Raw genomic sequence first — 25,467 nt, 5'->3', positions numbered from 1 at the left:
AAAGGATAAAGAAACAAGAAACATGGGATGGAACTTTGACAACAGTTACTCTCGTCTGCCGCAATCCTTTTTTTCTAGTCACAACCCTATCCCGGTCCGTTCACCAAAGATGGTCATACTGAATCATCCGCTGGCAGCTGCCCTCGGTTTGAAGGAAGAGCCACTGGAAAGCGATGAAGGTGTAGAAGTGTTAGCTGGAAATCGCATTCCTGGAGGGGCTTTCCCACTTGCTCAAGCTTATGCAGGACATCAATTCGGTCATTTTACCATGCTAGGGGATGGTCGGGCTGTATTAATTGGTGAACAGATTACACCTTCTGGCGAACGTTTTGATATTCAGCTTAAGGGTCCAGGTAGAACCCCCTATTCCCGTGGGGGAGATGGTCGAGCAGCTCTTGGACCGATGTTGCGTGAATACATTATTAGTGAGGCCATGCATGCACTTGGCATTCCAACCACCCGTAGTCTAGCGGTAGTGACAACCGGTGAAATTGTATACCGGGAAACGGAGCTGCCAGGTGCTATCCTGACTCGAGTGGCTGCCAGTCATCTGCGTGTCGGAACCTTTCAATATGTTGCTAACTGGGGAACTGTTGAAGATGTCCGGACACTTGCGGATTATGCACTTAAGAGACATTTCCCAGAAGTTGAACACGATGAGAATCGATTTCTTTCACTGTTAAAGCAAGTAATTAAGCGTCAGGCTTCTCTTATTACAAAATGGCAACTGGTTGGCTTTATTCACGGCGTGATGAACACCGACAACATGACCGTTAGCGGAGAAACCATTGACTATGGTCCTTGCGCCTTCATGGACAGCTATGATCCGGCAACAGTTTTCAGTTCCATTGACCGTCAAGGCCGCTATGCCTATGGGAACCAGCCGCCTATTGGCGTATGGAACCTCGCAAGATTTGCCGAAACTCTGTTGCCATTGCTCCATGAGAATCAAGACCAGGCCATCGAGCTCGCTCAGGATGCGCTATCTCAATTTACCGATCTTTATAAACGCAACTGGCTGGCTGGGATGAGAGGGAAGCTCGGGATCTTTAACGAAGAGGAGGGGGATGAATCTCTTTTCGAAGATCTGCTCAGTGTGATGCAGAAGAATCGTGCTGACTTTACGAATACCTTCCGTGCCTTAACCCTTGGTAAGCCTGAAGATACCGTTCTTTCTGATGACCAAGCGTTTGCACAGTGGCTCAAGAGATGGCAGGAGAGACGAGGAAGGCAGCAGGAACCGGAAGCCTCCTCATATGAGCTGATGCGTAGTTCCAATCCATCGGTTATCCCTCGCAACCATCGGGTTGAAGAGGCATTAGAGGCTGCAGTGAAGCGAGAAGACTACAGTGTAGTGGAGCGGCTTCTCGAGGTTCTTGCAAAACCATATGCGTACGACCCGGAAAAGGCCGATTACTGCCAACTTCCAGAAGCATCTGCTCGTCCCTATCGAACCTTTTGCGGTACGTAAAATTAGAAATAGATAGACGTTAAACAGAAAACCACCCTTAGAGGAGTGGTTTTTTTTACGGAAAATGAATATTCAACATAATTTGGTCCAAAATGGCAAAACCTAACCCTATTGAGAAGAGTGGCGGATTTATTTTCTTCATAACTAGGGGGATGGGATTGTATCAATGTACTGGAAAAGTAAAGCCCTCTATGAGGCATTATGGGATGAGTTTCATCTTTCTAAGGATGCTGTGTTTCAAACCTCTAAGAACATGCACCATGAAATTCAGTTGGTTTATTTTAAGTCTTTGACAGATGAGACTAAAATTCAAGCGATTATTTTCAAGCCTTTTTATGAATTGGACGGAGATGATGGGTTTTCGCGGTATATTCGCTCATTACCTAACACGTCAGCGTTTAGGGAAACAGACGACCTAAGGAAAAAGATCATAGAAGGAAACCTCGTGTTATTCTGCGGTCAGCAAATCTATATTCTTGACGTGAAAAAGGCAGTCAATAACACCGTTAGGGAATCAACAATAGAAACCGTCATCCAAGGACCTCAATTTGGCTTTAGTGAGAATGTCGAAGTCAATTTGAATCTGATTCGGCATCGTTATCGTCAATCTACCCTAATGGTAGAAACACAAGTCCTTGAGATAGATATTCCAGAAACGGTGTATATCCTCTATGATTCCCAATACGTTAATCGTGATCGTTTACAAGAAATCAAGAACCGGCTGAGCCAGATCAAAGGAAAAAGCTTGCAAGCGGTAGGGGAGTTGGAGCAGAGATTAAACAAACAGAAGATCACTTTATTTCCCACAAGTATGATTACCGAGCGACCAGACCGGGTAGCCTTGAACTTAGCTCAAGGTAAAGTTGTACTAATGATCAATGGAACTCCGTTCGTTCTTTTGGCTCCAGCTGTTTTTTATGATTTCATGTCATCTATGGAGGATATCTACCAATCCTGGGGTGTAAGTCGTTTTATCATTGCTCTTCGCTATTTAGGGCTGTCGATTAGCTTGGTTTTACCGTCCTTGTACGTCGGGGTCACGTCTTTTAATCCTGAGCTGTTTCAGGTTCAATTAGCTTTATCTATCGCAGGAAGTCGAGTAGGGGTTCCTTATCCGTCCTACCTTGAGGTTTTATTTATGCTTATTATGATGGAATTGCTTACGGAAGCCTCTATTCGCTTACCTAAGACCATTGGATCAACAGCCACGACGGTAGGCGGTTTGATTTTAGGTCAGGCTGCAACAGAAGCAGGTCTTGTTTCGAATATCATGATCATTCTCGTTGCGGCGGTTGCCATTTCCAACTTTGTGATTCCCATTAATGCCATGGGGTTTTCGTTACGGGTTAGTAAATACTTTGTTTTGCTGCTCACTACTTGGTATGGATTAGTTGGACTAATGGCAGGAATGCTCTTGCTTTTCGGGTATTTGTGCAAACTTGACAGCTTTGGACAACCCTACCTCCGTCTCTTTTTAGGAAGTAACGATAAGGATCTTTTAAATGAAAAGGAAAATGCTTCATGAAGACGAGATATATATATTACATTATTTTGTTAAATATGATTTCAAATGTCGTGGCCTTTGTTCCTCTCATCCTTATTGGAGAACGTTTTGACGGAGCCATTATGGCGATACTTCTTGGCAGTATTTTAAGTACCAGTATCGCCATGCTTTTTTTTAAGTCTGTTGAGGTTTTTCCTAAACAAGGAGTACCGGAGATCCTTCAACAGCATGTTCCTTTCTGGTTAAGAACCTTTTTTCTCATCTTTCTTATTCCAGCTTGGTTTTTTGCCGGATTTGTGACTATTGCCTCATATAGTGATATTGTTATTCGTTTTATGAATCCGGAGATGCCGGAATGGGAGATGACCTTTTTATTTGTACTTATTGTCATTTTTTTGGCCAATTCAACAACGAAGCAAGTGTTGTATATTCTTGAGATCATCTTGGTGATAAATGTCCCGTTAATCGTATTAATCTTTATCAAGGGGTTGACGAGTCCTTATATGGATTGGTTTGCTGTTCGACAGATCTTGACCTATGCTTGGAGCTGGCCATCCTGGGAAGCCTTGTCTGCAGCAACTTATATTTTTACTGGGTATGCCAATATGATTATTTTTCATCGTGTATTTACTCAAAGCATCCCCTTGAAATGGTTCCCTGTTGTCGGGGGGATTGGTTTATTAAACTTAGCTACTACATTTTTCATGCCTATTGGCTATCACGGGACGATAGGCGTTGGATCTTATATTTATCCATGGGTAACGACAGCTGACTCCATTCGAATGGAACTAGGTCCTGTAGAACGAATGGTGTTTATCTTTCTTTTGCTCTATTTGAGTATTTCACTTTTAAGTACCTTGATTCATTGGCACGTAGGTTTAAAACTAGTGGAGAGCCTCATTTCTCCATCTCAAGAGGAGAAAAAGAAGAAGCGGTTCCAATGGATGGTGCTGGCTTGTTTTGGTGCATTCACGGTTATCTGGGATGTTTTTCTTAATGAAGTAGACCTCCTTCGCATTTCAATATGGTGGTTAAGTCTTCGGTTGCCGAGTGAAATTATCATCGTCCTCTTACTGTACTGGATATCAAGGAAGGTGAAGCGACATGCGAATACTGCTTCTTCTAATGGTCGCTAGTCTGTTATTACCAGGGTGTGGTTTTAAAGATATTGATAAACGATATTTTGTGGTCAATATTGGAATTGATAAACCAGAAAGCGAGCAGGAAAAATACAAAGTTATTCTCAAATTAGCCATTCCTACAGGAGAAATCAAAAGTGGAGAAAGCGAGTTTATTTTGGTTGAGCAAGAAGCTAAAACCATTGCCGAAGCTGTTCGCCTTATCAAATCGACAGTGGATAAGGAACTAGATTTTAGTCATGCGAAAGCGATTATTATAGGAAAAGAAATGTTAGAGAGAGATATGGAAGAACTGACCGATTGGATGATGCGGCGTCGAGACATTCAAAAGATTGCGTACATGGCGACAGGAGTACCTGATGCAAAAACCATCTTGGAGATTAAACCTAAGTCAGAGCGTTTGCCTTCTAACGCTTTGTTCCTCACCTTCGGTGGAGAAGGTTCGGAATCTATCTATACGGTTACGGTTTATTTATTTGATTTTAGAAGAAGATTGTTCGAGAGAGGGGTGGATGCCATTCTCCCTGTGATTGAAGCAAATAAAGATTTATTAAAAATTAATAAAACGGTTGTATTTGATGGAGGAGGAGTAAAAAAATTATTTTTAACTCCTGCGGAAACCAAGGTCATCCATCCGATGATTACAACGGCTCATATTCGAAGAACCAATGTGATTGTTGAACAGGGGGATTGGAAGTTTGTCGCAAATGTAGAACACATAGAAGCAGATTACCAAGTGGAAGAAAAGGAAAAAGGGGAGGTCATCATCAAGGTTACCTATAGCATGGAGGGGATTATAGAGGAATCAAACAGGAGTATTAAGGATAATCAACTGCGTGATGTTGAAAGATTGATTGAAAAAGAAATGAAGAAACAAATTAAAGAGGTTCTAACTAAGCTACAAAAGGAAAAATTTGACCCGGTTGGATTCGGTCTTGCTTATATGGCACAGAGCTTTGACAACGAGCATGAGTGGGATCAATGGAGAGGGCATCTTTATCAGAATGCTGACTTTGACATACAGGTAAAAACGAAAGTCTTAGGATCTGGAGTAATCCACTAAAGAGGGCTCAATCAAAGTGTATATTTAGACCTGAATTTGGGCCATACTGATAATCCTAACTCGAAAAGTTTCTCCTCCATAATTGCCTGCAGCTAAAATGCTGTGGGCCTTTTTTTTACCTGTTTTTCTTTGGTTCCATTATTAGACATCTGATGGGAAGTTGTTTAAACTAGAACGTAAGAATGAAGGAAATAAAAAAGGTGGGTAGAAAGAAATGAAAATAAAAGCAGCGGACCTTCCGGGTATTGGAAAGAAGCTTTCGTTTATTACGGCTGAACAGAGTATGATTGTCCTTATTGTTCATCATACAGGAAAGCGTGAATTATACTTTTTTGAAGATGCAGACAATGATGAGGCTGATTTCTCTATTAATTTGACAGGGGAAGAAACGAGGGAGTTTGGAGCCCAGCTCTTAGGCGCCATGTTCCAACCGGTGGATATGGATAAGATGAAGATGTTTAAGAATCAAATCATTATTGAGTGGGTAGACGTAAGTCCAGCCTCTCCACTGGTCCAAAAGACAATTGCCGAGTCACAAATCCGAACGAAAACAGGCGCCTCCATCATTGGGATTGTCAAGGGAGAGGATGTGATTCCTGTTCCAGATATTCATGTTGTTATCCATGCTGGGGATACATTAATGACTGTTGGTAAAAGAGACCAAATGAGCGCTCTTGAAGCGCTGTGTCGAGGGGAGGAAACGACTTAATGCATGAGGGTTTTCCGACTCTCTTGGGAGCGGGATTAATCTTACTATCCCTTTTCTTATTCGGCTTTATAGGGACGAAGGTGAGACTCCCAGGTGTCATACTCTATATCTTATTAGGGATTGGTCTAGGACAGTTTATGACAGACAATGAACTCATTCACATAGGCAGTGAAATGGGGATTGTTCTTTTATTTTTTCTGTTGGGTATGGAATTCCCTGTCGATAAATTGGGAGGCATTGCTAAGCGAATATGGCCAGCTGGATTGCTGGATGTATTCTTGAATTTAGGGGTGTCGATGGGGATATGTTATCTCTTTGGGGTGGATCTTTTAACTTCGTTTTTAATTGGTGGGGTAGTCTATGCGACAAGCTCGTCCATTACGGCGAAGCTTCTAGAAAGTTCTAAGCGTATGGCTAATATCGAATCTGAATTTATTCTGGCCTTATTAATTTTTGAAGATCTTATTGCTCCTATTTTTGTGGCCGTTTTAATGGGCATGAATAAAGGGGACGAACTCGAAGTTATTCAGCTTGTTTTACTCATAGGTAAGATTGTCTTGTTGTCTCTAGGAGCTATCTTACTTGGGAAACTCCTCTTTAAGAGATTAAGCTCGTTTTTTGATCGGATCTTCAGTGAAGATGTATTTATTCTACTTATGGTAGGAATCGCGCTAAGTTACGGAGGACTAGCCTTATTCTTAGGTCTGTCTGAGGTGTTAGGAGCCTTCTTGGCTGGAATGATGTTGGCTGAGGTGAGAAGGACAGAGGAGATCGAGCATAAGATGTTGCCTTTAAGAGACTTGCTTCTACCGCTTTTCTTCCTTTACTTTGGTACGACCATTAAGTTTGAGGGAGAGATCCCGCTGGTAGGTCTTCTAATTAGTTTATTGGTATGGTCTATCGCAGCGAAAATCCTGGTTGGAATACTAGGTGGTATGTGGTATGGATTATCCAAACGAGTTTCTCTTCGTGCAGGATTATCGCTGACGTCTAGAGGGGAATTCTCTGTCGTTATTGCAAGTATTGCCGTAGGATCTATAAAGATCTTTTCAGGATTATTTATATTGTTAAGTGCGTTGCTTGGGATTTTCCTATTTCAGTTTGCTCCACGTATTACGAATCTTATTTATGGAGATCCCAAGAAGGGAAAACAAAAAATTAAAGTACCGGGTTAAAAAGCAAAAGGCATCCGACTGGATGCCTTTATACTTTAAATTGTCCAACTAACTTTTGCAGATCTTGGGCGATAGCCGTCATGGAACTTGCAGAGGATACGATTTGATTCATCAAGGTTCGGGACTCTTCAGCGGAATGATGCACCTTTCCTGTTTCGTCCGTTGCTGATTCTGCTACGTTTACAATGGTTTGGATGGAGTAAAGAACATCCTCCGTTCCTGCAACCATCTGCTCGGTGGCGGCTGAAACTTCTGTAATTTGTTTGGTCACGACTCCAATGGCTTCATGAATCTGTTGAAAGGAGTTGCTAGCTTCCTTGGCTGCAGCAAGCCCAAGCTGAACTTCGGATGTCCCTTTCACCATATATTCCGCAACCTTTGTTGTCTCGGTCTGAATTTCCTTGATCATCTCAGAGATCTGTTGGGCCGCAAGGGCGGATTCCGTGGCGAGCTTACGAACTTCGTTGGCAACAACCGCAAATCCTCGACCTTGTTCACCAGCCCTAGCGGCTTCTATTGCCGCATTCAGAGAAAGAAGGTTGGTCTGACTAGCGATCCCCGTAATAACATCCACAATTTGTCCAATCGACTGAGAGCGTTCCCCAAGTATCTTCATCATGTCTGCCGACTGAACAACCGTTGTTGTAACCGTTTCAATTTTTTCCATCGAATGGCCGATCGTCTCTCTACCTGTGTGAGCGATTTGTGTGGTGTATTTAGCCGTTGCCGCTACTTCTAGGCTATTCGCTGCGATCTGTTGAACACCAGCTGACATTTGGTTCATAGAGACAGATGTTTCTGTTATGCTCTGAACTTGAGTATCAGCACCAGAGGCAATCTGTTTTACTGCAGTTGCGATCTGTTCACTGGCTTGGCTCGTTTGAACAGCTCTCTCGGTAAGATCATTTGAGGTTGCTGTAACCAGCTTGGCATGATGAAGCACTTCTTGGATAATATTTCTTATACTGTCGAGCATAGAGTTAAACTCACGTGCTAATTGGCCTACTTCATCATTGGTAGTAACCTTAATTCGTTGTGTGAGGTCCCCTCCTGAATTGGACATTTCTTGGAGACGGTTTTTTACTTGGTTGATGGGGCTAACGATGATGCGAGTTAGAATCGTACCAAACAGGATAGCTAGTATAATACCGCCAAAAACCATTGCTAGAATAATAGTTCTTGCTTCAACATATTGCTGATCAGAGAGCTCATACAATTCACCAGACTTCTTGCTTTGGATTTCAACGAGGGCATTAATGGTGTCTTCTAATGCTTTCTTCTGAGAGGAAGAACCATTAAGTCTCATGGCCAATGCAGCTTGATCACCTGAAGCGGCAATATCAATCGTTTGAAGGGTATTGGACTCATAAGCGATCATGAGCGTCTGCAAACTGCTGAGGAGGTTTTGCTCTTCTTTAGTTAGGTCTAATAGGCTATAAGCTTCAATGCTTTCTTTTGCAATTTCGAGATTCTTGGCGATAGAAGTATTCAAAGCTTCTGCACTCTGTCTTATGCTTGCAGCATTCATGAGGATGACAGTATTCTCCGAGAAGGCCTTATTAACCTCCATAAGTTGAATCACAGGCAAAAATCTTTCGTGGTACATTGAGCGCAGCTGTGAGTTGGATTCAGAGAGGTAGTAAAGACCAACGTAGCCGACACTTCCCATAATTAGACAGATTGCGCTGAAAACAATGAGTAGTTTCCTTGAGATGCGCATATTATAAAGAAATTGCAAATAGATCTACCTCACTCTCTATCATTTTTACTTATGTAATAGCCAAGCAATATCCATATTGCCAACCTGTTCTATCTCAATAGGAATACTAAAGCCATGGTCAGAATCCTGGAAATTCGATTCACCCATCATGAGAGTAGGAGGGGTAATGTCAATGGTGAAGCCCAACTGATAGATGTGCGCTGAGAGATTCCCAGCGATCATATTACCAAATTCCCCTGTAAAAGATTCTAGCATTGGGCCTTCTAATGTCATTCCGAATAAATTCTGGCCTAGTAAACCAAAGGTTTGCGACGTTCCCTTAACTAGCAACCGACCACGTATATCGCCGGTAATTCCAATTAAAACCCCCCATTCTGGTTGAAGGATGGAAGGAATGAGGCTGATAGGCTGTTGAAGAGAAACTGGGAAAGGTATGACGGATGGTACAACGTGGAAGAGGGTTTCGACAATATCTGCGTTCTTTCCACTAATGGTCATGGTTAATCATCTCTTTTCTGTCAGCTTAAGAAAAAATAAAAAACTATTCTTAAAAAGAATAGCCGTTCAGCACAATTTGAATTTTGAGCTTATCGGCAACCTGGCAATCGTGGCTCTAATGAGCTGTAGACCCATGGCTTTGCGTCCCTATCTTTCGAATAGGTTTGCCTTTTATCTGATCATTATCTAACTTATAATAGTAGTTCTATTTTACCGATTGCGTTGCAAATTTTCAATAAAATTCATCACAATGGTTTACTAGTATGAAAAAAGCTGCGCCTTTTCTTAGGACTAAAGGCACAGCTAATTTAATTAGTGACGTACTCTTCTGGCAAAGTTAATTCCTCGACGTCGTAACTCCTTCTTCAATTGGGGGATCATGCGTGTTCCGGACCTCATTTGGGTTTGGCATAATGGGCAGTTTGGCGTGGTATCTAGAGAATAGTTCTTCCTCATCCAGCCTTTACATTCGTTAGCTTCGCATTCCCAAACCTCGGTTGGTGTATCAGCCTCAGGCGCTTGGATATGTTCTGACTCGGTTACCAATGGTTGATGCTCTTGGTTTTCAGACATTACCGATTCCACCCTTCTTCGGAGCTTAAATATCAAGGAACATCCATATTATCTCCTCCGAAAGTCAGAAAGCGACTATACAGTTAATTCCAACAATATATAAGTTTGAACAAAAGATGAACTCTTACTAACACATGTGTTAGTAAGAGTTAAAAATGGTAGAATAGAAGAAAGCGGAATTTAGGTTAGGAGAGAGTGAAGTTGTTCGGGTTATTAAGGAAGATATTTCCAAAAAGAAAAACAAAATCCATTAACAAGACGGAATGGGATGTTCTCAGGTCTTTTGCCGAAGTTATTCCTTCTCAATTGAACAGGGATGATGTGGTTTTCTTCTGCATTGGGACCAACCGTGTCAGTGGGGATTGTTTTGGCCCTTTAGTGGGTTCCTATCTCAAGTCGAATGGATATAAGAATGTGTATGGGACAATCCATGATCCCATTGATGCCAAGAATATAACGAAAAAATGGAATGAGATTCCTAAGGGTAAGTTTGTTATTGCCATTGACGCTGCTCTAGGGACGTTTTCTTATATAGAAAGTTTTGCCGTCTTCTCTGGTCCCCTTCGTCCTGGCGCAGGAATAGGGAAGGACCTGCCGGGAGTAGGGGATATCGGAATTCTCGGAGTCGTGAATTTGAAGGACTGGAAGAGTGACAGTCAAATTCTCTCCCAAACTTCCCTGTCCCTTGTGATTCCGATGGTCATCACGTTGTCTTCCGCCCTTATGAAACGCTTCCCCATCCCTCAACAGAGAACGGTTAATGTGTTCGAAGAGGATGTGGAGGTTATCACTTACCTTAAACATTTAAAAGGGGAATATTATTCCCCTTTACTTGGGTAGATCTTATTTTAATCGCTTGGTCCAGAATCCGCCCTTAAAATATCTTGGATCATACGAGATGACAAAAGCTTTTGGTGCCAGTTGCTCTACGGCATTCAAGAGCTTTTTTTCATTGCTTCGTTTGGCTAACACGAGCATGGTAATGCGATTTCCATCTTTCCCCTCTGCAAGCCAACTTGTGACTCCGTATCCTTTATCTCTTAATACAGACGGTAAGTTCGTCTCTGAAGAATCTACGACAATTTGAATGGTGACGTATCCTAAGGCTAGCCATTCTTCAATCTTACTTCCCAAATAAACCCCTGTTCCCCAACCGATACAGTAAGCTAATAGATTGAGCGGTTTGTCGATATTAGCCAATACAATATTTAGACCGATCAGATAGACAAAGACTTCAATCATGCTTAAGAAGGAAGCAAGAAGTCGTTGTCCTTTCATGACGAAGATAAGCCTTATCGTAAATAAGGAAACGTAAACGATATTAATAATAAATATAGTTGCAATAATACCTAAACCATCCATAACTCTTCCCTCCTTTAGGGGCTTATGGTAACATACATGAGCTAAAAAGCCAAATCGCATGGAAATGTTGGAAAATGTGTTATTTCCGAGGAAATTGTCGATGAAAGTCGGATGTCATACTATCCACATTTTTCTGTGGATAACTTGTGAATAACTGAAAAGGTTATGTGGGTAAAGGAAGATGATACAGCTTGGTATGAACTACGTTTACGTTTTCTTATCTTTAGCTTTCCATTATAATGGGAAGAAATGATCGGCAGAGAGAAGGGGAAATGTGAAAAGAGGAGTTGTTGTTGCAAGTATCACCTTAGGGATGCTTCTAGCCGCCTTAGACCAGATGATCATGAGTACAGCAATGCCTGAGGTCCAGAAGATCTTAGGGGATATTGAACTGTATAGTTGGGTGTTTTCCGCCTATATGCTATCAAGTACAATTACGGTACCAATCTATGGGAAACTGGCTGATCGATTTGGACGAAAGAAGGTATACCTGTTTGCCCTTGGACTTTTTCTTATTGGTTCAGCTCTTTGTGCGTTGTCAGCCACCATGTGGCAGTTGGTTCTATTCAGAGTGATTCAAGGTCTAGGTGCCGGGGGAGTATTGCCACTTACCGTTACGATTGCAGGAGATTTATATGATATTAAGAATCGAGGGAAGATTCAGGGTTTATTTAGCAGTATGTGGGCGGTTGCAGGGATTGCCGGTCCGGTTGTAGGAGGTTGGATTATAGAAAATACTCATTGGAGTTGGATCTTCTGGTTGAATATCCCTGTGGGAATTCTTGCGATGATTGGATTTACGCTTGCTTTCGAGGAGCAAGGGGAAGGTGAGAAAACATCCATTGATTATCTTGGGGCTTTGCTCCTTATTATCGCCATTGGAACGCTCTTGTTTGCTACCTTAGCGCAACACTGGTTGGAGATTATTGGATTAGTCATCAGCAGTGCGATTTTATTTGTCTTATTTATCAATCATCAAAGAACAAAAGAATTCCCGCTGATTCGGATTGAAATGTTCCAAAATCCATTAATCCTATGGTTAAATGTTTCGGGAATGATTGTAACGATGGGACTGTTTGTCGTTCCTTTTTTCATTCCCCTTTTGGCACAAGATGTCTTAGGCTACAGTCCCTTGGCCAGCGGTCTTATTCTTATGGGGCAAGTTTTGGGTTGGAACATTGGTGCTGTTCCTGCTGGGAAGTTTATATTAAAAGTTGGGTATAAGAAAGCCATCTTAACTGGAATTGTTTTGCTGTTAGTAGGGGGAAGTATCCTTGCCTTATTTGTTTCGGTTCTAAATTATACGCTGTTACTTATCGTCATGTTTATCTTGGGATTAGGATTCGGTGTTTCAGTCACGGCCTTTACGATTGGTGTTCAAGAAGCCGTCGATTGGAAAGAGCGAGGAGTCTCCACTTCCATTCAGCTTTTTTCACGTAATATAGGAACAACAGTAGGTGTTGCTATTGTGGGAGCTATTTTGAACCTTGCTCAAGGCGGCATGGAATTGATTGATTGTTTTCGGATTGTCTTTATCGTTGCACTGCTCATCACATCTGTAAGTCTATGGACAACATCTAAGATACCTATGGAGAAGCATCTAGAACACAATCAATAGAAGAAGGGCTGCCTTGGTCTGGAAGGCAGCCTTTGTTAATTAATGTCGTAATGCTGTAAAGCATGGTGATAGGGTCTGTTTTGATTTGTTTTTTTTTGAAAGATATTGGTGATTTATCAGAGAAAGTTAATTGACTAATTAAACCTTTATCAGGCTTTTCCTTCCCATTCTGAGTAGAATTGTTCTAGATAAGAAACCATAAATTGATGTCGTTCTTCTGCTAATTTTTTAGCATAATCGGTATTCATTAAGTCTTTTAATTTGAGAAGTTTTTCATAAAAATGATTGATTCCTGTGCTTTTTCCTTGTCGATATTCTTCAGATGTCATGTTTTCACGTGGGCGATTCTCCGGATCATGGATGAGACGAGCTTTTGCACCGCTATAGGCAAACACTCTAGCAATGCCAACTGCACCGATAGCATCTAATCGATCTGCGTCCTGGACAACCTGACCTTCTATCGATCGCATGGGTGGTTTTCCACCGCCTTTAAAAGACATGGAGGAGATAATGTCCATAACATGCTCGATAGTTGGCTCATCTACCTCTTGATCCTGCATCCATGTTTTAACTTTTTCCAAACCTGCTTGTTCATTTCCTGTAATCTTCTCATCCGCAATATCATGGAGCCACGCAGCTAGTTCACAGATGAAAAGGTCGGCTCTCTCTTCTTTGGCAATGGTTTTTGAGGTTTGAGCAACACGATAAATATGCCACCAATCATGTCCACTAGCGTCTTTTTCTAATTCTTGGCGTGCAAAGCTAACTGCTGCTTGTAAGATTTTTTCTTTGTTCATAGACTCAGGTCCTCCGTTGAAAATAATGACATCACTATCTTCAACAATAAAAGAACGATTGAAACTTGTACAGGCTTTCCGCGTATGAAAATAACAATGAGGGGAGGAGGGCAAGAGAGTGGATCAGTACCAGCAATTTATATACAGTCAAATAAAAGAGTGGGAAAAAGAACAGACGGCTACGTGGTTTTTCGATCGGTGGAGTCGTGCTTTACAAAAAAAATTGGATTCGCTCATTCCGGAGGTCGTCCACGAAAAGCTAGCCAAGGCCGTGGAGGGGATGGTGAAATCCATTGCAAGCGGTGTATCCCTTATTCCTCAAAAACAAGAATACGAATACGCGCATCTCTCCTTTGTCATGCGGGATAAGAAAGCCCAAGAAGCGATCGAGATCTACAAGAAAGTTGCAATGGTGGAAGGAGCCGGAACAGGGGCCGGAGGAATTATGCTATCTGCCGTTGATTTTCCTGCGTTTATTGCGATTAAGTTTAAGCTCCTACAGGAGTTATCCAATATTTACGGATATAATATTAAGGACTTTGAAGAAAGAATGTTCATCATTAAGGTTTTTCAACTAGCCTATGCGGGAGATGTGAGCAGAGCGAAAATATATCAAGACCTAAAGGAATGGCCACAAAGAAAGCAACAAATAAGCAGATCAACCTATGAAGATGTGATGGCTTGGCGGACATTTTATGCAGAGTATCGTGAGTCTATAGAACTTCGAAAAATGCTTCAGGTTATCCCGGGACTTGGTGCGATTGTTGGAGCGTGGGCTAATCGATCGATCCTTGATGATCTGGCTGTAACAGCCCAACAGGTTTATCGCTTGCGATATATGCAAGAATGCAATTTGATGTAAAGGTAGACGGTTCTTGTGCAAGCATAATAGTATCGGTTATAGTAAAAACTGTTCTTAATTCAAAAAGAAGGGGCAATAAACAAAGATGGAACAGTTTTTTCGCTTAAAGGAAATGAATACGACTGTGCGAACTGAGGTCGTTGCCGGTATTACGACCTTTTTGACCATGGTCTATATTGTGATCGTCAACCCAGCGATATTATCATCTGCTGGCGTTCCGTTTGAACAGGTATTTATGGCGACAATTATTGCAGCCGTGGTAGGAACCCTGTATATGGCTTTCTTTGCTAACTATCCGATTGCAATTGCACCGGGTATGGGGATGAATGCTTATTTTGCCAGCGTGGTGGCTACCCAAGGTGTAAGCTACCAAGTGGTTTTTGGAACCGTATTTTTATCAGGACTTATATTCATACTGCTTAGTTTCACGAAGTTAAGAGAAACGTTAATTGAATCCATTCCTAGTGCCTTGAAGTATGGAATTACATCAGGGATTGGTTTATTCATTGCCTTTATTGGGCTTAAAATGACAGGAATAGTGGTTCCAAATCCTGCTACCATGGTTGCTTTCGGGGATTTACATGAGCCCGTTACACTCCTTTCTCTGACCGGATTGTTTATTACGTTAATCTTGATGGCTAGGAAATTAAATGGAGCATTATTTATAGGGATGGTTATTACAGCCATCATAGGCTTGTTTACCGGCTTTCTGAAATTCGAGGGAATTGTGTCTGCACCACCTGTTCCTGTAGTATTTGACCTGGATCTAGCTGGGGTATTTACTCATGGACTTTATACTGTCGTGTTTGCCTTTCTTCTCGTTACGATCTTCGATACCACAGGGACTATGATTGGAGTGGCCGAACAAGCAGGATTAATGAAGGGAAATCACTTTCCCCGTGCAAAGTCTGCCTTGATGGCTGATGCTGTAGCCAGTACTGTAGGAGCCTCCTTAGGGACGAGCCCAACGAGTGCTTACATAGAATCCTCCGCTGGTGTAGCTGCAGGAGGGAGAACAGGTCTTACTTCGGTAGTAGTAGCGGTTCTGTTCATTATTTCCATGTTCTTTTCACCAGCAATATCAGCTATCTCTTCTCTTCCTGCTATTACAGGTCCTGTACTCATTATTGTAGGATGTTTTATGATGGAAGGCTTGACGCGAATTGACTGGAAAACGTTCGATGAGGCTTTCCCAGCATTCGTGATTATGCTTAGCATGCCATTAACCTCGAGCATTGCTACAGGGATTGCCATTGGATTTGTCACCTATCCCTTAATGAAATTGGTGAGTGGAAAGGGTCGAGAGGTACATCCCATTTTGTACTTCTTCGGTATCCTATTTGCCATCCAAATGGCGTTTTTTCCGGCCCATTAAAAGGCTAGTATTTTCCGCATATAAAGGAGGTCAGGACAATGATCGGTAAAACATTTATAATCATTGGAGCAATTAATGCATTTCTAACCGTTGCAATAGGAGCTTTTGGGGCCCATGGGTTAAAGGGTAAGATTACGGATGACTTGCTTACGATCTACCAAACTGGGGTTCAATATCATATGTTTCATTCTCTTGGACTCATTGCGGTAGGAATCTTGGCAAGTAAGATGGCTTCAACAGCGATGCTCACATGGTCTGGTTGGGCGATGCTCATCGGTATTATCTTATTTTCTGGTAGTCTTTATGTTTTAAGCCTATCGGGTATTCGAGTCTTAGGAGCAATTACTCCATTTGGAGGAGTGGCTTTTCTCATTGGTTGGGCTCTACTAGCCATTGCTGCATACAGAGGATAATAGGAACTCCTTTTATAAGAAACAGGGAATAGGAGAAAAACTCGCTACATAGCGGGAGTTTCTCCTTTTTTTGTTGTCTATTCTACAAGAATATTTGGGAAATATAGGAGTTATTTAATTAACTAAATAAAAACTAACCCTGATATTCAATTACTTCATGAGCTAAGCCTTGACCATCTGTACCGAAGAGATCATCACGCATATAGGTCTCTGCTTCTTCTTGACTTCCAAATAACATGAGATCTTTGCCTAGCCATTCTGGAGAAGACAAGTATCCTTCGCTATCAAGTAAATCCCCTGTAGGAGTATATTGAATGGCGTATTTACTCATGGGAGTGCCTCCTTTCTAATTCCTTGAACTAATAGTATTAATCCCCACATTTACTCATTTCATTACATGAACTTGTGGTTAATATTACCTGCCTAGAAAGGCGATGTAGGGAACAGATTAAGGGAAGAGGGAGGTGTGCGTCATGGAGAGAAATAAAAAAATTGGAATTCCTCAAGTAGATATCCCAGATGAAGTTACTCATACGAACCAACCTGAAGTCGAAATTACAAATCCCCATCCGGTAGTATCCCAACCAGAGGCAGGGGCCATGCCTGCGGAACCGTCTAGACGAATCGGATTTTAACATTTGAGTAGGAAGACTCTATCTGTCATTCAAGCAGATGGGGTCTTTTTTAAATTAGTAAAAATTGTCATACGATCATAACCGTGGTATGATAACTATATTGTAAACTAAATAAAATTTATGAGTTAACATAAAATGAATAAGGGAGAGGATAAAATATGGCTGATACATTACAGGTTCATGATTGGGGAAAACTTGCAAACGATGTACTAGAAGGAAGAGAGCTTACGAGAGAAGAAGCTCTTTCCATCATCCAAGCTCCAGATGAGGAGTTGCTTCAGATTCTTCAAGGTGCCTTCGTTATTAGACAGAAGTATTATGGAAAAAAAGTAAAGCTCAATATGATTATTAACACGAAGTCAGGGTTGTGTCCTGAAGACTGCGGGTATTGCTCTCAGTCCATTGTGTCGGAAGCCCCTATTGATAAATATGCTTGGCTAACGAAGGAAAAGATTGTGGAGGGAGCTCAAGAAGCAATTCGCCGTAAGGCTGGTACATACTGTATTGTAGCATCTGGACGCCGCCCAACGGACAGAGAGATAGATCATGTGGTTAGTGCGGTGGAAGAGATCCGGTCGACGACAGATCTGAAAATCTGCTGTTGTTTAGGCTTCTTGAATGAAGAACATGCCTCGAAGCTAGCCAGTGCAGGGGTTCATCGATATAACCACAACTTAAATACGAGCAAAGAAAATTATGAAAATATATGCTCTACTCATACGTATGAAGATCGTGTGGATACCGTTGAAAAAGCGAAGGATGCCGGAATTTCCCCATGTTCAGGTGCAATCTTTGGTATGGGGGAAACGGATGAAGAAGCGGTTGGGATTGCTTTTGCATTAAAAAGTGTAGATGCAGATTCGATTCCCTGTAACTTCCTCAACTCGATTGATGGAACTCCATTAGAGGGCCGTCAAGAATTAACTCCAAGAAAATGTTTGAAATTATTAGCTATGATGAGGTATGTCAATCCAACGAAAGAAATTCGCATCTCCGGAGGTCGCGAGGTCAATCTTCGATCATTGCAGGTGATGGGGTTATATGCAGCTAATTCTATTTTTGTCGGGGATTATTTAACTACAGTGGGTCAGGAGCCTACTGCGGATTGGGGAATGATTGAGGATCTTGGATTTGAAATTGAAGAATGTGCCCTTTAATTCCTATTCGAGAAAATGGTATAGTAAAGAGAAATACATACCATCCTAGGTAATAAAGGGGGAATTATCATGGATTTATCGATGTTGCAACAGATGTTGAACTCCGTTGGAGAAATGTTGCCGAAGTACATTGAGACTCTTGAAGCTGATTTCGAAAAGGAACACGGTTCCCTAACGGATGAGCAGCGCGAAGTTTTTTCTTTCGTACAAAAAAAGGCGAAAGAGTTTATCTCGCAAATTAATCCAATGGGCTAAGCTCATCTAATTTAAGGAGTGAGTTCTATGTCTGAAAAAAAGGTCATTATGTACTCTCAGCCTACCTGACCTCCGTGTCATACAGCCAAGGCTTGGCTAACCGATCAACAGATCCCGCTTGAGGTTCGTGATATTCGGGTCAACCCGGATTATATCGATGAACTCATTCAACTAGGCGCGAACATGACGCCGACGTTTAAGATTGGGGAAGAAATTATTATTGGATTTAATCCCGAACAACTTAAAGATATCTGGGAAGCCTACAAGCTCTCCTAAAAAGAAAAAGAGTCTGATTCTTATCAGGCTCTTTTCCTTTTTCTTCCTGCTGCTATAATATAATGTTAATAGCGAAAAAAAGAGGAGTTGTCCTAAATCTGTGGTTTAATATATATCGTGTAATTTTAATTAAGTGTAAGGAGCATCAGGGATGAGTTGGATGCGTTATCCAAGAGAGTTGTGGATCTTAGCCATCGGTATGGTCATTAATGTAACGGGAATGTCGTTTCTATGGCCTTTAAATACGATATATATTAGTCAAGAACTAGGGAGATCTGTTTCCCAAGCTGGCTTTATTCTCATGCTTCACGCCGGAGCTGGGATCTTTGGTAGTTTGTTAGGTGGATATTTACACGATCGAATCGGGGGAAAGAAGACCATTCTGATCAGTGTACTCGCCTCGGCTTGTTTGGTCTTTTCCCTTGCTTACAACCAGGGGTGGATGGCCTATATCACTCTCATGATTTTGCTTGGCTTTAGTATAGGAATGATATTTCCTGTCATGTATGCGCTGGCTGGGGGAATCTGGCCCGAGGGCGGGAGAAAGAGTTTTAACTTAATGTACATCACCCAGAACTTAGGAGTAGCTATCGGCTCATCGTTGGGCGGGTTGGTTGCACAATACTCTTTTCAGTATGTTTTTTTAGTCAATGGATTGACTTACTTGTTGTTTTTGCTCATTATTTGGTTTGGACTAAGGGATCAGCAGGTCAAGCAGGAAAAGCAACCGGAACAAGGAAAGAGCGAAGGGCAGTCCTATCGCGGATCAGGCGTAATCTCCTTGGTAGTGTTGTGCTTCGGATTCATGGTCTGTTGGATTAGTTACGTTCAATGGCAGACTAGTATTTCCTCTTATATGAATGAGCTGGGTTTTTCTCTTTCTTTCTATAGCTTTCTTTGGGCAGTCAATGGATTACTTATTATCCTGCTTCAACCGGTTAGCGGGTATGTGACCATTTACGTTCTACCTTCCTACCGCAAGCAGTTGTTGGTTGGGATCATGTTTTTTGTAGCATCTCTTGTTGTATTAAGTCAAAGTCAAGTGTATATGGGATTTGTCATTGGGATGGCAATTATGACCTTAGGAGAGATATTGATATGGCCAGCCGTTCCATCGATTGCTGCTGAACTGGCTCCAGTAGGAAAGAGTGGATTTTATCAGGGGATTGTGAATGGGTCAGCGACAGGTGGGCGCATGATGGGACCTTTAATTGGGGGGCTCCTTTATGATTTGTATAGTCCTCAGATCTTGTTCTATTGCATGATGAGTTTTTGTGTAATTGCTTATCTTTGCTTTACCTATTATGATCGTTTGTTGAAGACAGTAGGAGTGAAGAAGGAAGAACCTGTTTATAATACTAAAGGATAAGAGTCTCCCAATGTATGGGGGGCTTTTCTTTTTTTAAAAAAGAGATAGAGGCGGGTTACAAGCATTCTTGAACTTCATTATTGAAATGGCTAGACTATAAAAAGGGATTTTGGACACTCTCGAAAAGCAGGGGGCAATAAAATGATAACCACCGAGTTTAAAAAGTTTGAGGAAATAAGAGATGGGTTACTATCACATCCATTGTATAAAGACATGGATCATCCGGAAAAAATAAAAGTCTTTATGAAGCACCACGTATTCGCTGTATGGGACTTCATGAGTTTGTTAAAAAGATTGCAGCAGTCCGTTACCTCCGTATCTGTTCCCTGGATGCCTTATGAAACGCCAGCCTATAGTCGTTTTATTAACGAGATTGTATTGGGCGAGGAATCAGATGAAGATGGACAGGGTGGATATGCAAGTCACTTTCAGCTCTATCTAGAAGCAATGAGAGAAGCCGGGGCAGATACGGAGCCAATCGAGCAGTTTATTGAGAAGGTAAAGAGCGGTGTTCCTTACGAGGAGGCGCTTCAACAGAAAAATATCCCACTAACGGTTCAAAACTTTGTACTTTACAATTTAGAGCTCGCGGGTAATGGGAAGACACATGAAGTAGCAGCTGCTTTCTTCTATGGAAGAGAAGATCTGATTCCAGATATGTTTCAATCTCTATTAGATGCATTAAAGGCAGAAGGAACGTCTAATGCCAGGTTGGAGTACTACTTGAAGAGACATATCGAGTTGGATGGCGATGAGCATGGGCCCTTAGCAGAAAGACTTCTAAGAGACCTATGTGGAGGAGATGCAAAGAAAGAGCAAGAGGCCATTAACGTTGCACAAAAATCCCTACGAGTGCGAAGTGTCTTGTGGGACGGAGTGCTAGAAGAGATTCGCAACAAAGGTTTGTAGGGAGCTAGAGGTACGCGGTCTTTAGAGTCTAGGTAGGTTATCGGATAAGCGGAGAATTTCCGGTTACTTTTCGTCTTGGGGCAAAAAGGGGGGGAATAAGCGGATAAATTCCGTTTATTCCCGTTGAAAAGTACATTTTGACTGCATTTTAGCATAATAGAGGAAAATATTCCGATTAAAAGGCCCGATTTCCCCTCCCCAGTAGAAATAACGGAAATTTCTACGCTTAACCCCCACCCCACTCACTCCATCTCTCTTGTAAAGCGAATAGGCCAGGCGCGCCCCCTGTATGCCAAAATAGGACGGATGAGCCACGAGCAATGACTCCTTTTTCTACTAGGTCCATGAGACCTGCCATAGTTTTAGCCGTATAGACGTGATCAAGTAGTATGCTCTCTTCGCTAGCCATTATTTGGAGGGCTTTCATTCCTTCAGGTGTCGGCTTGGCATAACCACTTCCGATGTATTGATCATAAATGCTGAGATCCTCTAACGCAGGCTCTCCAGACAACGGCACAGAATCTGTAGACAAAGTACGAGCATCTTTTATACAATCGATAATTCTCTCTTTTATCTCCTGGGAGGGAAGCCAAGGGCTTACTCCGATGAGCTTTGAAGAGGCTTGTACGGCTTGATGTCCCATATAGATCCCGGCAAACGTTCCACCCGAACCCGCTGTGACGAACTCGAAATCAAAGCTTAGTTGTTTTTCTTGTCGTTGTTGATCCATTTCTTGATAGGCATCGATATAACCTAGGGTGCCGATCCCGTTGGATCCACCGACTGGAATAATATAAGGCTTTCTTCCCTTTGCCTTCATTTCTTCCGCAAGTCTAAGCAAGGCATCATCCATTTCGCGTGGATGACGAGGAAAGAAGTAGTGCACTTCTGCTCCAACTAGCTTATTGATTAATAGATTTGCTGTTGTTTCCTCAGGGGGCTTTCCTGATAAGAGTAGAACAGGATGTAGGCCTAATCTCTTCGTTAAGGCAGCTGTTGTTTTAGCATGATTAGACTGAGGACCACCTGTTGTTATAATGGTGTCTGCTCCTTTATCTAGAGCATCGGCAAGAAGGTATTCTAGTTTTCTTATTTTATTCCCACCTGTCACCATGTCACCGGTCAGGTCGTCTCGTTTAACCCACAGATCAATCCGAAGAAGTTCACCTAAGCGAGTTAGAGGTTCTAAGGGGGTTGGCTTTTGGGCTAGAGTTAATCGTCTCATCCATTCACGTCCCTTCATTCTCGTAACTTCATGATACCATACCCCATAAGTTTCCACTCAAGTTCCAGCAAAAAAAGAAAAAACGCCCCACCCTAAGATCAGGGCAAGACGCTCAGGAATTTTTAGAAGATTTTCTTTTGCTGCTGATCCGCTTTAATAATTTCTACCGCCTCACGGAAGCGTTGGGAGTGAATGATTTCACGCTCTCGAAGGAAGCTTAAACTGTCTTTGAGATCTACGTCATCTGTCATGTTAATAAGCCATTGATAGGTGGCGCGAGCCTTTTCTTCTGCGGCAATATCTTCATACAAGTCCGCGATCGGATCTCCTTTCGCTTGTATGTAGGATGCTGTCCATGGAACGCCGGCTGCATTGTGATAGAAAAGGGCTTTATCATGATTAGCGTAATGAGCGCCGAGGCCTGCTTCCATGAGCTGATCAGGGGTAGCATCTTTGGTTAATTTATAAACCATCGTAGCGATCATTTCTAGGTGGGCTAATTCTTCCGTCCCAATATCGTTTAACAGTCCGATCACTTTATCTGGGACAGTATAACGTTGATTCAGATAGCGGAGGGCAGCAGCCAGTTCACCATCGGCTCCACCATATTGCTCAATAAGAAATTTAGCCATTCTCGGATCACATTTACTTACACGAACGGGGTACTGAAGCTTCTTTTCATAGATCCACATAGCGAGTCCCTCCTTTTCGTTTTACACTTGCCACGGCCATGGAGCAGAATCCCAGGTCCAAGGGTAGGTCGAATAACTGTTGCCAAAATGGTACATGGGACCGAACATGGATTGGAATTTGTTTTTTAGAGCCATGCTTTTTTGTACACATTCATTGTATTGATTGATTGCTTTATGATCGTGAGGATGAGTATCCAAGTAGAGCGTAAGCTCTACCAGGATAAAGTCGACAGCTTGCATTTCGTAAAGCAGTTCGTAATATTGTTTTTTCTGATCTTCGGTCAACTTTCTTTCTTCACTCATTTAGGATCCTCCTCTCGTATGCCTTTGTCTTTGTAAGGATTGGTATAAGGGGCATAGAGGGCTGGCCATAAAGTTCCGTGTCTAAGGGCTTCGTAGGGTGTGAATTGTGGAAGGTTGTAGGGTTGAAACCCCATGTACAGCTGCGGTGGCGTTTCATAGGTTTTGACTCTCATAGGTGGGCAGGGGTCTAAAGGACTGCTATAGGGGAACCACTTTTTTCTAGTTGTATACACAGGCAATCCTCCTTATATCTTCGTTACCACTATCTTATTGAGAGGGACAATCTGTTTAGAACAAAAAAACACAGGTCTAAGTTTGTGATCCTTGTGTAAGAAAATATGACATACAAAGAAAAATGTTTTGAATGAAATAATTTTGAATTTTGTAGTATGATAGAGAGGGAAATCAATAGAGAGGTGACTGAAAGGTGAATATCTTAAGAATTGATATGGAAAAGTTGGAGTATAAATATGAAGAGCTAGCGGACGAGCTTTTGTTGCTCGGTGGGAGGGCTTTGACTTCGAAGATTGTCCACGATGAAGTGCCAGGAACCTGTCATCCGCTAGGACCAAATAATAAATTAGTTATCTCTAATGGAGTGCTTACAGGATCATTGGCATCCAGTGCAGAGCGAAGCTCTATGGGAGCAAAAAGTCCTCTTACGGGTGGAATAAAAGAGAGTAACGCCGGAGGAACAGCAGGGCTGCAGATGGGAAGATTGGGACTTAGAGCCATTGTATTTGAAGGGCTGCGAGATGATTTTCAGATCGTCTATATTAATAAGGACGGAGTCCGTTTTGACTCAGCGGAAGATTTGCTTGGTAAGCCGTTAAGCGAAGCAGCAGAGCTTCTATATGAAAAATACGGAAGTAACATTGGCTATTATATGATTGGTGTTTCCGGGGAGATGAAGATGCTAACTGCAGCCATTGCCAATGGTGACAAGGATAAGAACCCAACCCGATTCTATGGACGCGGTGGATTAGGTGCGGTAGCTGGAGTTAAAGGGATCAAAGCAGTCATCTTTGATGACAGTGGTATAGCCAGAAACAAGCCTAAGGATGCTGAGAAGTTCAAGCAAGCTATGAGAACCTACACGGAATGGCTCCGTGAAGCTCCTGCGACAAGCAAGTCCTTTCCGGAGCTTGGAACAGCGGCTTTAGTTAGAACGACAAACAAGCTAGGCGCTTTGCCAACTCGTAACTTCTCTACAGGTAGCTTCGAGGGACACGAGAATATTAGTGGGGAGAAGCTTCGTGAGATCATCTTAGAGCGTGGTGGGGAAGGCACACCAACACATGCCTGTATGCCTGGTTGTGCCATTCGTTGCTCTAACATCTATGCCGATGCTAATGGAAAGATGGTTACTTCTCCAATCGAATATGAGAATATCGGATTGCTAGGATCTAATCTCGGGATTGATGATATGGACACGGTTGTGGAACTCAATCGCTTATGTAATGAATATGCTGTCGATACGATTGAAACAGGGGCTGCAATCGGTGTAGCAATGGAAGCTGGACTTTTAGCTTTTGGAGATAGACAAGGGGCTATCAATTTACTTGAAGAAGTGGGTAAGGGAAGCCCGCTTGGCCGTATCATAGGCGGTGGAGCAGAACTAGTTGGGAAGGTCTATGGCATTCGTAAGGTACCAGCTGTTAAGGGACAATCGATGCCTGCTTATGATCCAAGAGCAATTAAGGGATTAGGGGTGACGTATGCTACGTCTCCACAAGGGGCAGATCATACGGCAGGACAAACCATCCGTGCTCAAGTTAACCATCTTTCTCCGGAAGGACAAGTGGAAGCCTCTAAGAAAGCGCAATTAACCAACATGATCTATGATGTACTAGGACTGTGCTACTTTGGTGCTTCAGCTGTGGCAGGTCGATTCGAAGTACTTGCTGATCTTGCTTCGGGTTATACAGGTGTAGAATTTACTGCCGAAGATATGATTGATATGGCAAAGGAAACGATTCGTATGGAGCATGCTTTTAATCGTGCTGCCGGGTTCTCCAAGGCCCATGACCGTTTGCCAGAGCATTTCTACCTTGATGAAAATCCAGCAAGTAAGACGAAGTTTGATGTGCCAGATGAGGAGCTAGATCTAATCGGTGTGGAAGGATATTAATGAGAATTAAAGTTGTCTCGTTTATTGTAGGCAAGACGGAATTGACAGGAGAATATAACCTATCTTCAACAATGAGCATAGCCGAATTTCTGGAGTCGCTTGGGGTGAGTTGGGACAATGAAGCCCTAGTGGTCGTAAACAATAAGATATTCGGAGGACAATACCAGCTTAAGGATGGGGATGAGATTCATTTGCTCACTCCCATTCTTGGTGGATAAATGTTATAATAGTCAAAA

General features: G+C 42.3%; 28 protein-coding genes, 1 pseudogene and 1 riboswitch. Of the genes and pseudogenes, 19 read left to right on the top strand and 10 right to left on the bottom strand.

Annotated features, from left to right (window positions below; translation table 11 throughout):
* Positions 1-22 precede the first annotated feature (22 nt).
* The 6 genes from EIZ39_RS19485 (at position 23) to EIZ39_RS19460 (ending at position 7,061) form a co-directional block, all read left to right on the top strand.
* Complete coding sequence (locus EIZ39_RS19485; RefSeq protein WP_483296060.1) at positions 23-1,471, top strand: protein adenylyltransferase SelO; 1,449 nt, start codon at positions 23-25, stop codon at positions 1,469-1,471.
* A 166-nt stretch (positions 1,472-1,637) separates the two neighbouring features.
* On the top strand, positions 1,638-2,996 hold the full coding sequence (locus EIZ39_RS19480) for a spore germination protein (RefSeq protein ID WP_129201913.1): 1,359 nt from the start codon (positions 1,638-1,640) through the stop codon (positions 2,994-2,996).
* The gene (locus tag EIZ39_RS19475; RefSeq protein WP_129201911.1) at positions 2,993-4,111 is read left to right on the top strand and encodes a GerAB/ArcD/ProY family transporter; all 1,119 of its coding nucleotides are present in this window, start codon (positions 2,993-2,995) and stop codon (positions 4,109-4,111) included. The genes EIZ39_RS19480 and EIZ39_RS19475 overlap by 4 nt, the downstream gene beginning before the upstream one ends.
* The gene (locus tag EIZ39_RS19470; protein ID WP_129201909.1) at positions 4,080-5,177 is read left to right on the top strand and encodes a Ger(x)C family spore germination protein; all 1,098 of its coding nucleotides are present in this window, start codon (positions 4,080-4,082) and stop codon (positions 5,175-5,177) included. Before EIZ39_RS19475 ends, EIZ39_RS19470 begins: the two co-directional genes overlap by 32 nt.
* Positions 5,178-5,391: 214 nt before the next feature.
* On the top strand, positions 5,392-5,886 hold the full coding sequence (locus EIZ39_RS19465; RefSeq protein WP_129201907.1) for a cation:proton antiporter regulatory subunit: 495 nt from the start codon (positions 5,392-5,394) through the stop codon (positions 5,884-5,886).
* Positions 5,886-7,061 carry a cation:proton antiporter gene (locus EIZ39_RS19460; RefSeq protein WP_129201905.1) on the top strand — a complete coding sequence of 392 codons (1,176 nt, stop codon included), beginning with the start codon at positions 5,886-5,888 and terminating at the stop codon, positions 7,059-7,061. The genes EIZ39_RS19465 and EIZ39_RS19460 overlap by 1 nt, the downstream gene beginning before the upstream one ends.
* 28 nt (positions 7,062-7,089) lie before the next feature.
* On the opposite strand, the gene EIZ39_RS19455 is transcribed toward EIZ39_RS19460, so the two are convergent.
* The 3 genes from EIZ39_RS19455 to EIZ39_RS19445 form a co-directional block, all read right to left on the bottom strand.
* On the bottom strand, positions 7,090-8,799 hold the full coding sequence (locus tag EIZ39_RS19455; RefSeq protein ID WP_164985178.1) for a methyl-accepting chemotaxis protein: 1,710 nt from the start codon (positions 8,797-8,799) through the stop codon (positions 7,090-7,092).
* 27 nt (positions 8,800-8,826) lie between these two features.
* A complete protein-coding gene (locus EIZ39_RS19450) occupies positions 8,827-9,279 on the bottom strand; it encodes a chemotaxis protein CheX (RefSeq protein ID WP_129201901.1) in 453 nt (150 codons plus the stop codon).
* Between the two features lie 91 nt (positions 9,280-9,370).
* A riboswitch (cyclic di-GMP riboswitch) is annotated at positions 9,371-9,458 on the bottom strand.
* Positions 9,459-9,591: 133 nt separating this feature from the next.
* The gene (locus tag EIZ39_RS19445) at positions 9,592-9,852 is read right to left on the bottom strand and encodes a cold-inducible protein YdjO-related protein (protein WP_129201899.1); all 261 of its coding nucleotides are present in this window, start codon (positions 9,850-9,852) and stop codon (positions 9,592-9,594) included.
* Positions 9,853-10,053: 201 nt separating this feature from the next.
* On the opposite strand from EIZ39_RS19445, the gene yyaC reads away from it, so the two are divergent.
* Positions 10,054-10,692, top strand: a complete 639-nt coding sequence (gene yyaC / locus EIZ39_RS19440) for a spore protease YyaC (RefSeq protein WP_164985177.1) — start codon at positions 10,054-10,056, stop codon at positions 10,690-10,692.
* Positions 10,693-10,695: 3 nt separating this feature from the next.
* Here yyaC and EIZ39_RS19435 read toward each other — a convergent pair whose 3' ends face one another.
* Positions 10,696-11,214, bottom strand: coding sequence for a DUF2179 domain-containing protein (locus EIZ39_RS19435; protein ID WP_129201895.1), 519 nt, complete (start codon positions 11,212-11,214; stop codon positions 10,696-10,698).
* A gap of 274 nt (positions 11,215-11,488) precedes the next feature.
* Here EIZ39_RS19435 and EIZ39_RS19430 point away from each other — a divergent pair, with 274 nt between their 5' ends.
* Positions 11,489-12,832 carry an MDR family MFS transporter gene (locus tag EIZ39_RS19430; protein WP_129201893.1) on the top strand — a complete coding sequence of 448 codons (1,344 nt, stop codon included), beginning with the start codon at positions 11,489-11,491 and terminating at the stop codon, positions 12,830-12,832.
* A gap of 149 nt (positions 12,833-12,981) precedes the next feature.
* Here the strand turns inward: EIZ39_RS19430 and EIZ39_RS19425 are convergent, their stop codons facing one another.
* The gene (locus EIZ39_RS19425; RefSeq protein ID WP_129201891.1) at positions 12,982-13,629 is read right to left on the bottom strand and encodes an HD domain-containing protein; all 648 of its coding nucleotides are present in this window, start codon (positions 13,627-13,629) and stop codon (positions 12,982-12,984) included.
* A 118-nt stretch (positions 13,630-13,747) separates the two neighbouring features.
* Between EIZ39_RS19425 and EIZ39_RS19420 the strand changes: the two genes are divergently transcribed.
* The 3 genes from EIZ39_RS19420 (at position 13,748) to EIZ39_RS19410 (ending at position 16,279) form a co-directional block, all read left to right on the top strand.
* Positions 13,748-14,491: an EcsC family protein gene (locus tag EIZ39_RS19420; RefSeq protein WP_129201889.1), complete on the top strand. Its 744-nt coding sequence runs from the start codon at positions 13,748-13,750 to the stop codon at positions 14,489-14,491.
* An 85-nt stretch (positions 14,492-14,576) separates the two neighbouring features.
* Positions 14,577-15,866 (top strand): NCS2 family permease, encoded by a 1,290-nt coding sequence (locus EIZ39_RS19415; RefSeq protein WP_129201887.1) that lies wholly within the window; start codon positions 14,577-14,579, stop codon positions 15,864-15,866.
* Between the two features lie 38 nt (positions 15,867-15,904).
* Positions 15,905-16,279 carry a DUF423 domain-containing protein gene (locus EIZ39_RS19410; protein ID WP_129201885.1) on the top strand — a complete coding sequence of 125 codons (375 nt, stop codon included), beginning with the start codon at positions 15,905-15,907 and terminating at the stop codon, positions 16,277-16,279.
* A gap of 133 nt (positions 16,280-16,412) precedes the next feature.
* Here EIZ39_RS19410 and EIZ39_RS19405 read toward each other — a convergent pair whose 3' ends face one another.
* Entirely contained in the window at positions 16,413-16,610 is a 198-nt protein-coding gene (locus tag EIZ39_RS19405; protein WP_129201883.1) for a hypothetical protein, read from the bottom strand.
* Positions 16,611-16,752: 142 nt separating this feature from the next.
* On the opposite strand from EIZ39_RS19405, the gene EIZ39_RS26750 reads away from it, so the two are divergent.
* The 6 genes and pseudogenes from EIZ39_RS26750 to EIZ39_RS19380 all read left to right on the top strand — a co-directional run bounded on the left by EIZ39_RS26750 (position 16,753) and on the right by EIZ39_RS19380 (position 20,880).
* Complete coding sequence (locus EIZ39_RS26750; protein ID WP_164985176.1) at positions 16,753-16,914, top strand: hypothetical protein; 162 nt, start codon at positions 16,753-16,755, stop codon at positions 16,912-16,914.
* 158 nt (positions 16,915-17,072) lie between these two features.
* The gene (gene bioB, locus EIZ39_RS19400) at positions 17,073-18,071 is read left to right on the top strand and encodes a biotin synthase BioB (RefSeq protein ID WP_129201881.1); all 999 of its coding nucleotides are present in this window, start codon (positions 17,073-17,075) and stop codon (positions 18,069-18,071) included.
* Positions 18,072-18,140: 69 nt separating this feature from the next.
* On the top strand, positions 18,141-18,326 hold the full coding sequence (locus EIZ39_RS19395) for a hypothetical protein (protein ID WP_129201879.1): 186 nt from the start codon (positions 18,141-18,143) through the stop codon (positions 18,324-18,326).
* An 81-nt stretch (positions 18,327-18,407) separates the two neighbouring features.
* Positions 18,408-18,602, top strand: a pseudogene (locus EIZ39_RS27665) (glutaredoxin family protein); the annotation flags it as partial.
* Between the two features lie 151 nt (positions 18,603-18,753).
* Positions 18,754-19,971 carry an MDR family MFS transporter gene (locus tag EIZ39_RS19385; protein ID WP_129201876.1) on the top strand — a complete coding sequence of 406 codons (1,218 nt, stop codon included), beginning with the start codon at positions 18,754-18,756 and terminating at the stop codon, positions 19,969-19,971.
* A gap of 141 nt (positions 19,972-20,112) precedes the next feature.
* The gene (locus tag EIZ39_RS19380) at positions 20,113-20,880 is read left to right on the top strand and encodes a DUF3050 domain-containing protein (protein WP_129201874.1); all 768 of its coding nucleotides are present in this window, start codon (positions 20,113-20,115) and stop codon (positions 20,878-20,880) included.
* A 226-nt stretch (positions 20,881-21,106) separates the two neighbouring features.
* Here the strand turns inward: EIZ39_RS19380 and EIZ39_RS19375 are convergent, their stop codons facing one another.
* The 4 genes from EIZ39_RS19375 to EIZ39_RS19360 all read right to left on the bottom strand — a co-directional run bounded on the left by EIZ39_RS19375 (position 21,107) and on the right by EIZ39_RS19360 (position 23,333).
* On the bottom strand, positions 21,107-22,162 hold the full coding sequence (locus tag EIZ39_RS19375; RefSeq protein ID WP_129201872.1) for a 1-aminocyclopropane-1-carboxylate deaminase/D-cysteine desulfhydrase: 1,056 nt from the start codon (positions 22,160-22,162) through the stop codon (positions 21,107-21,109).
* A gap of 65 nt (positions 22,163-22,227) precedes the next feature.
* Positions 22,228-22,797 (bottom strand): manganese catalase family protein, encoded by a 570-nt coding sequence (locus EIZ39_RS19370; protein ID WP_129201870.1) that lies wholly within the window; start codon positions 22,795-22,797, stop codon positions 22,228-22,230.
* Between the two features lie 21 nt (positions 22,798-22,818).
* Positions 22,819-23,100, bottom strand: coding sequence for a spore coat protein CotJB (locus EIZ39_RS19365; protein ID WP_129201868.1), 282 nt, complete (start codon positions 23,098-23,100; stop codon positions 22,819-22,821).
* Complete coding sequence (locus EIZ39_RS19360) at positions 23,097-23,333, bottom strand: spore coat associated protein CotJA (protein WP_129201866.1); 237 nt, start codon at positions 23,331-23,333, stop codon at positions 23,097-23,099. The genes EIZ39_RS19365 and EIZ39_RS19360 overlap by 4 nt, the downstream gene beginning before the upstream one ends.
* A 194-nt stretch (positions 23,334-23,527) precedes the next feature.
* Between EIZ39_RS19360 and EIZ39_RS19355 the strand changes: the two genes are divergently transcribed.
* Both EIZ39_RS19355 and EIZ39_RS19350 read left to right on the top strand, forming a co-directional pair.
* A complete protein-coding gene (locus EIZ39_RS19355; RefSeq protein ID WP_205668591.1) occupies positions 23,528-25,231 on the top strand; it encodes an aldehyde ferredoxin oxidoreductase C-terminal domain-containing protein in 1,704 nt (567 codons plus the stop codon).
* Positions 25,231-25,449, top strand: coding sequence for a MoaD/ThiS family protein (locus EIZ39_RS19350; RefSeq protein ID WP_129201864.1), 219 nt, complete (start codon positions 25,231-25,233; stop codon positions 25,447-25,449). Before EIZ39_RS19355 ends, EIZ39_RS19350 begins: the two co-directional genes overlap by 1 nt.
* Positions 25,450-25,467 lie beyond the last annotated feature (18 nt).

The sequence above is a fragment of the Ammoniphilus sp. CFH 90114 genome, assembly GCF_004123195.1.
Taxonomy (GTDB): domain Bacteria; phylum Bacillota; class Bacilli; order Aneurinibacillales; family RAOX-1; genus YIM-78166.
Note: the sequence above shows the minus strand (reverse complement) of the source record. Positions and strands in the feature narration are given on the sequence as shown.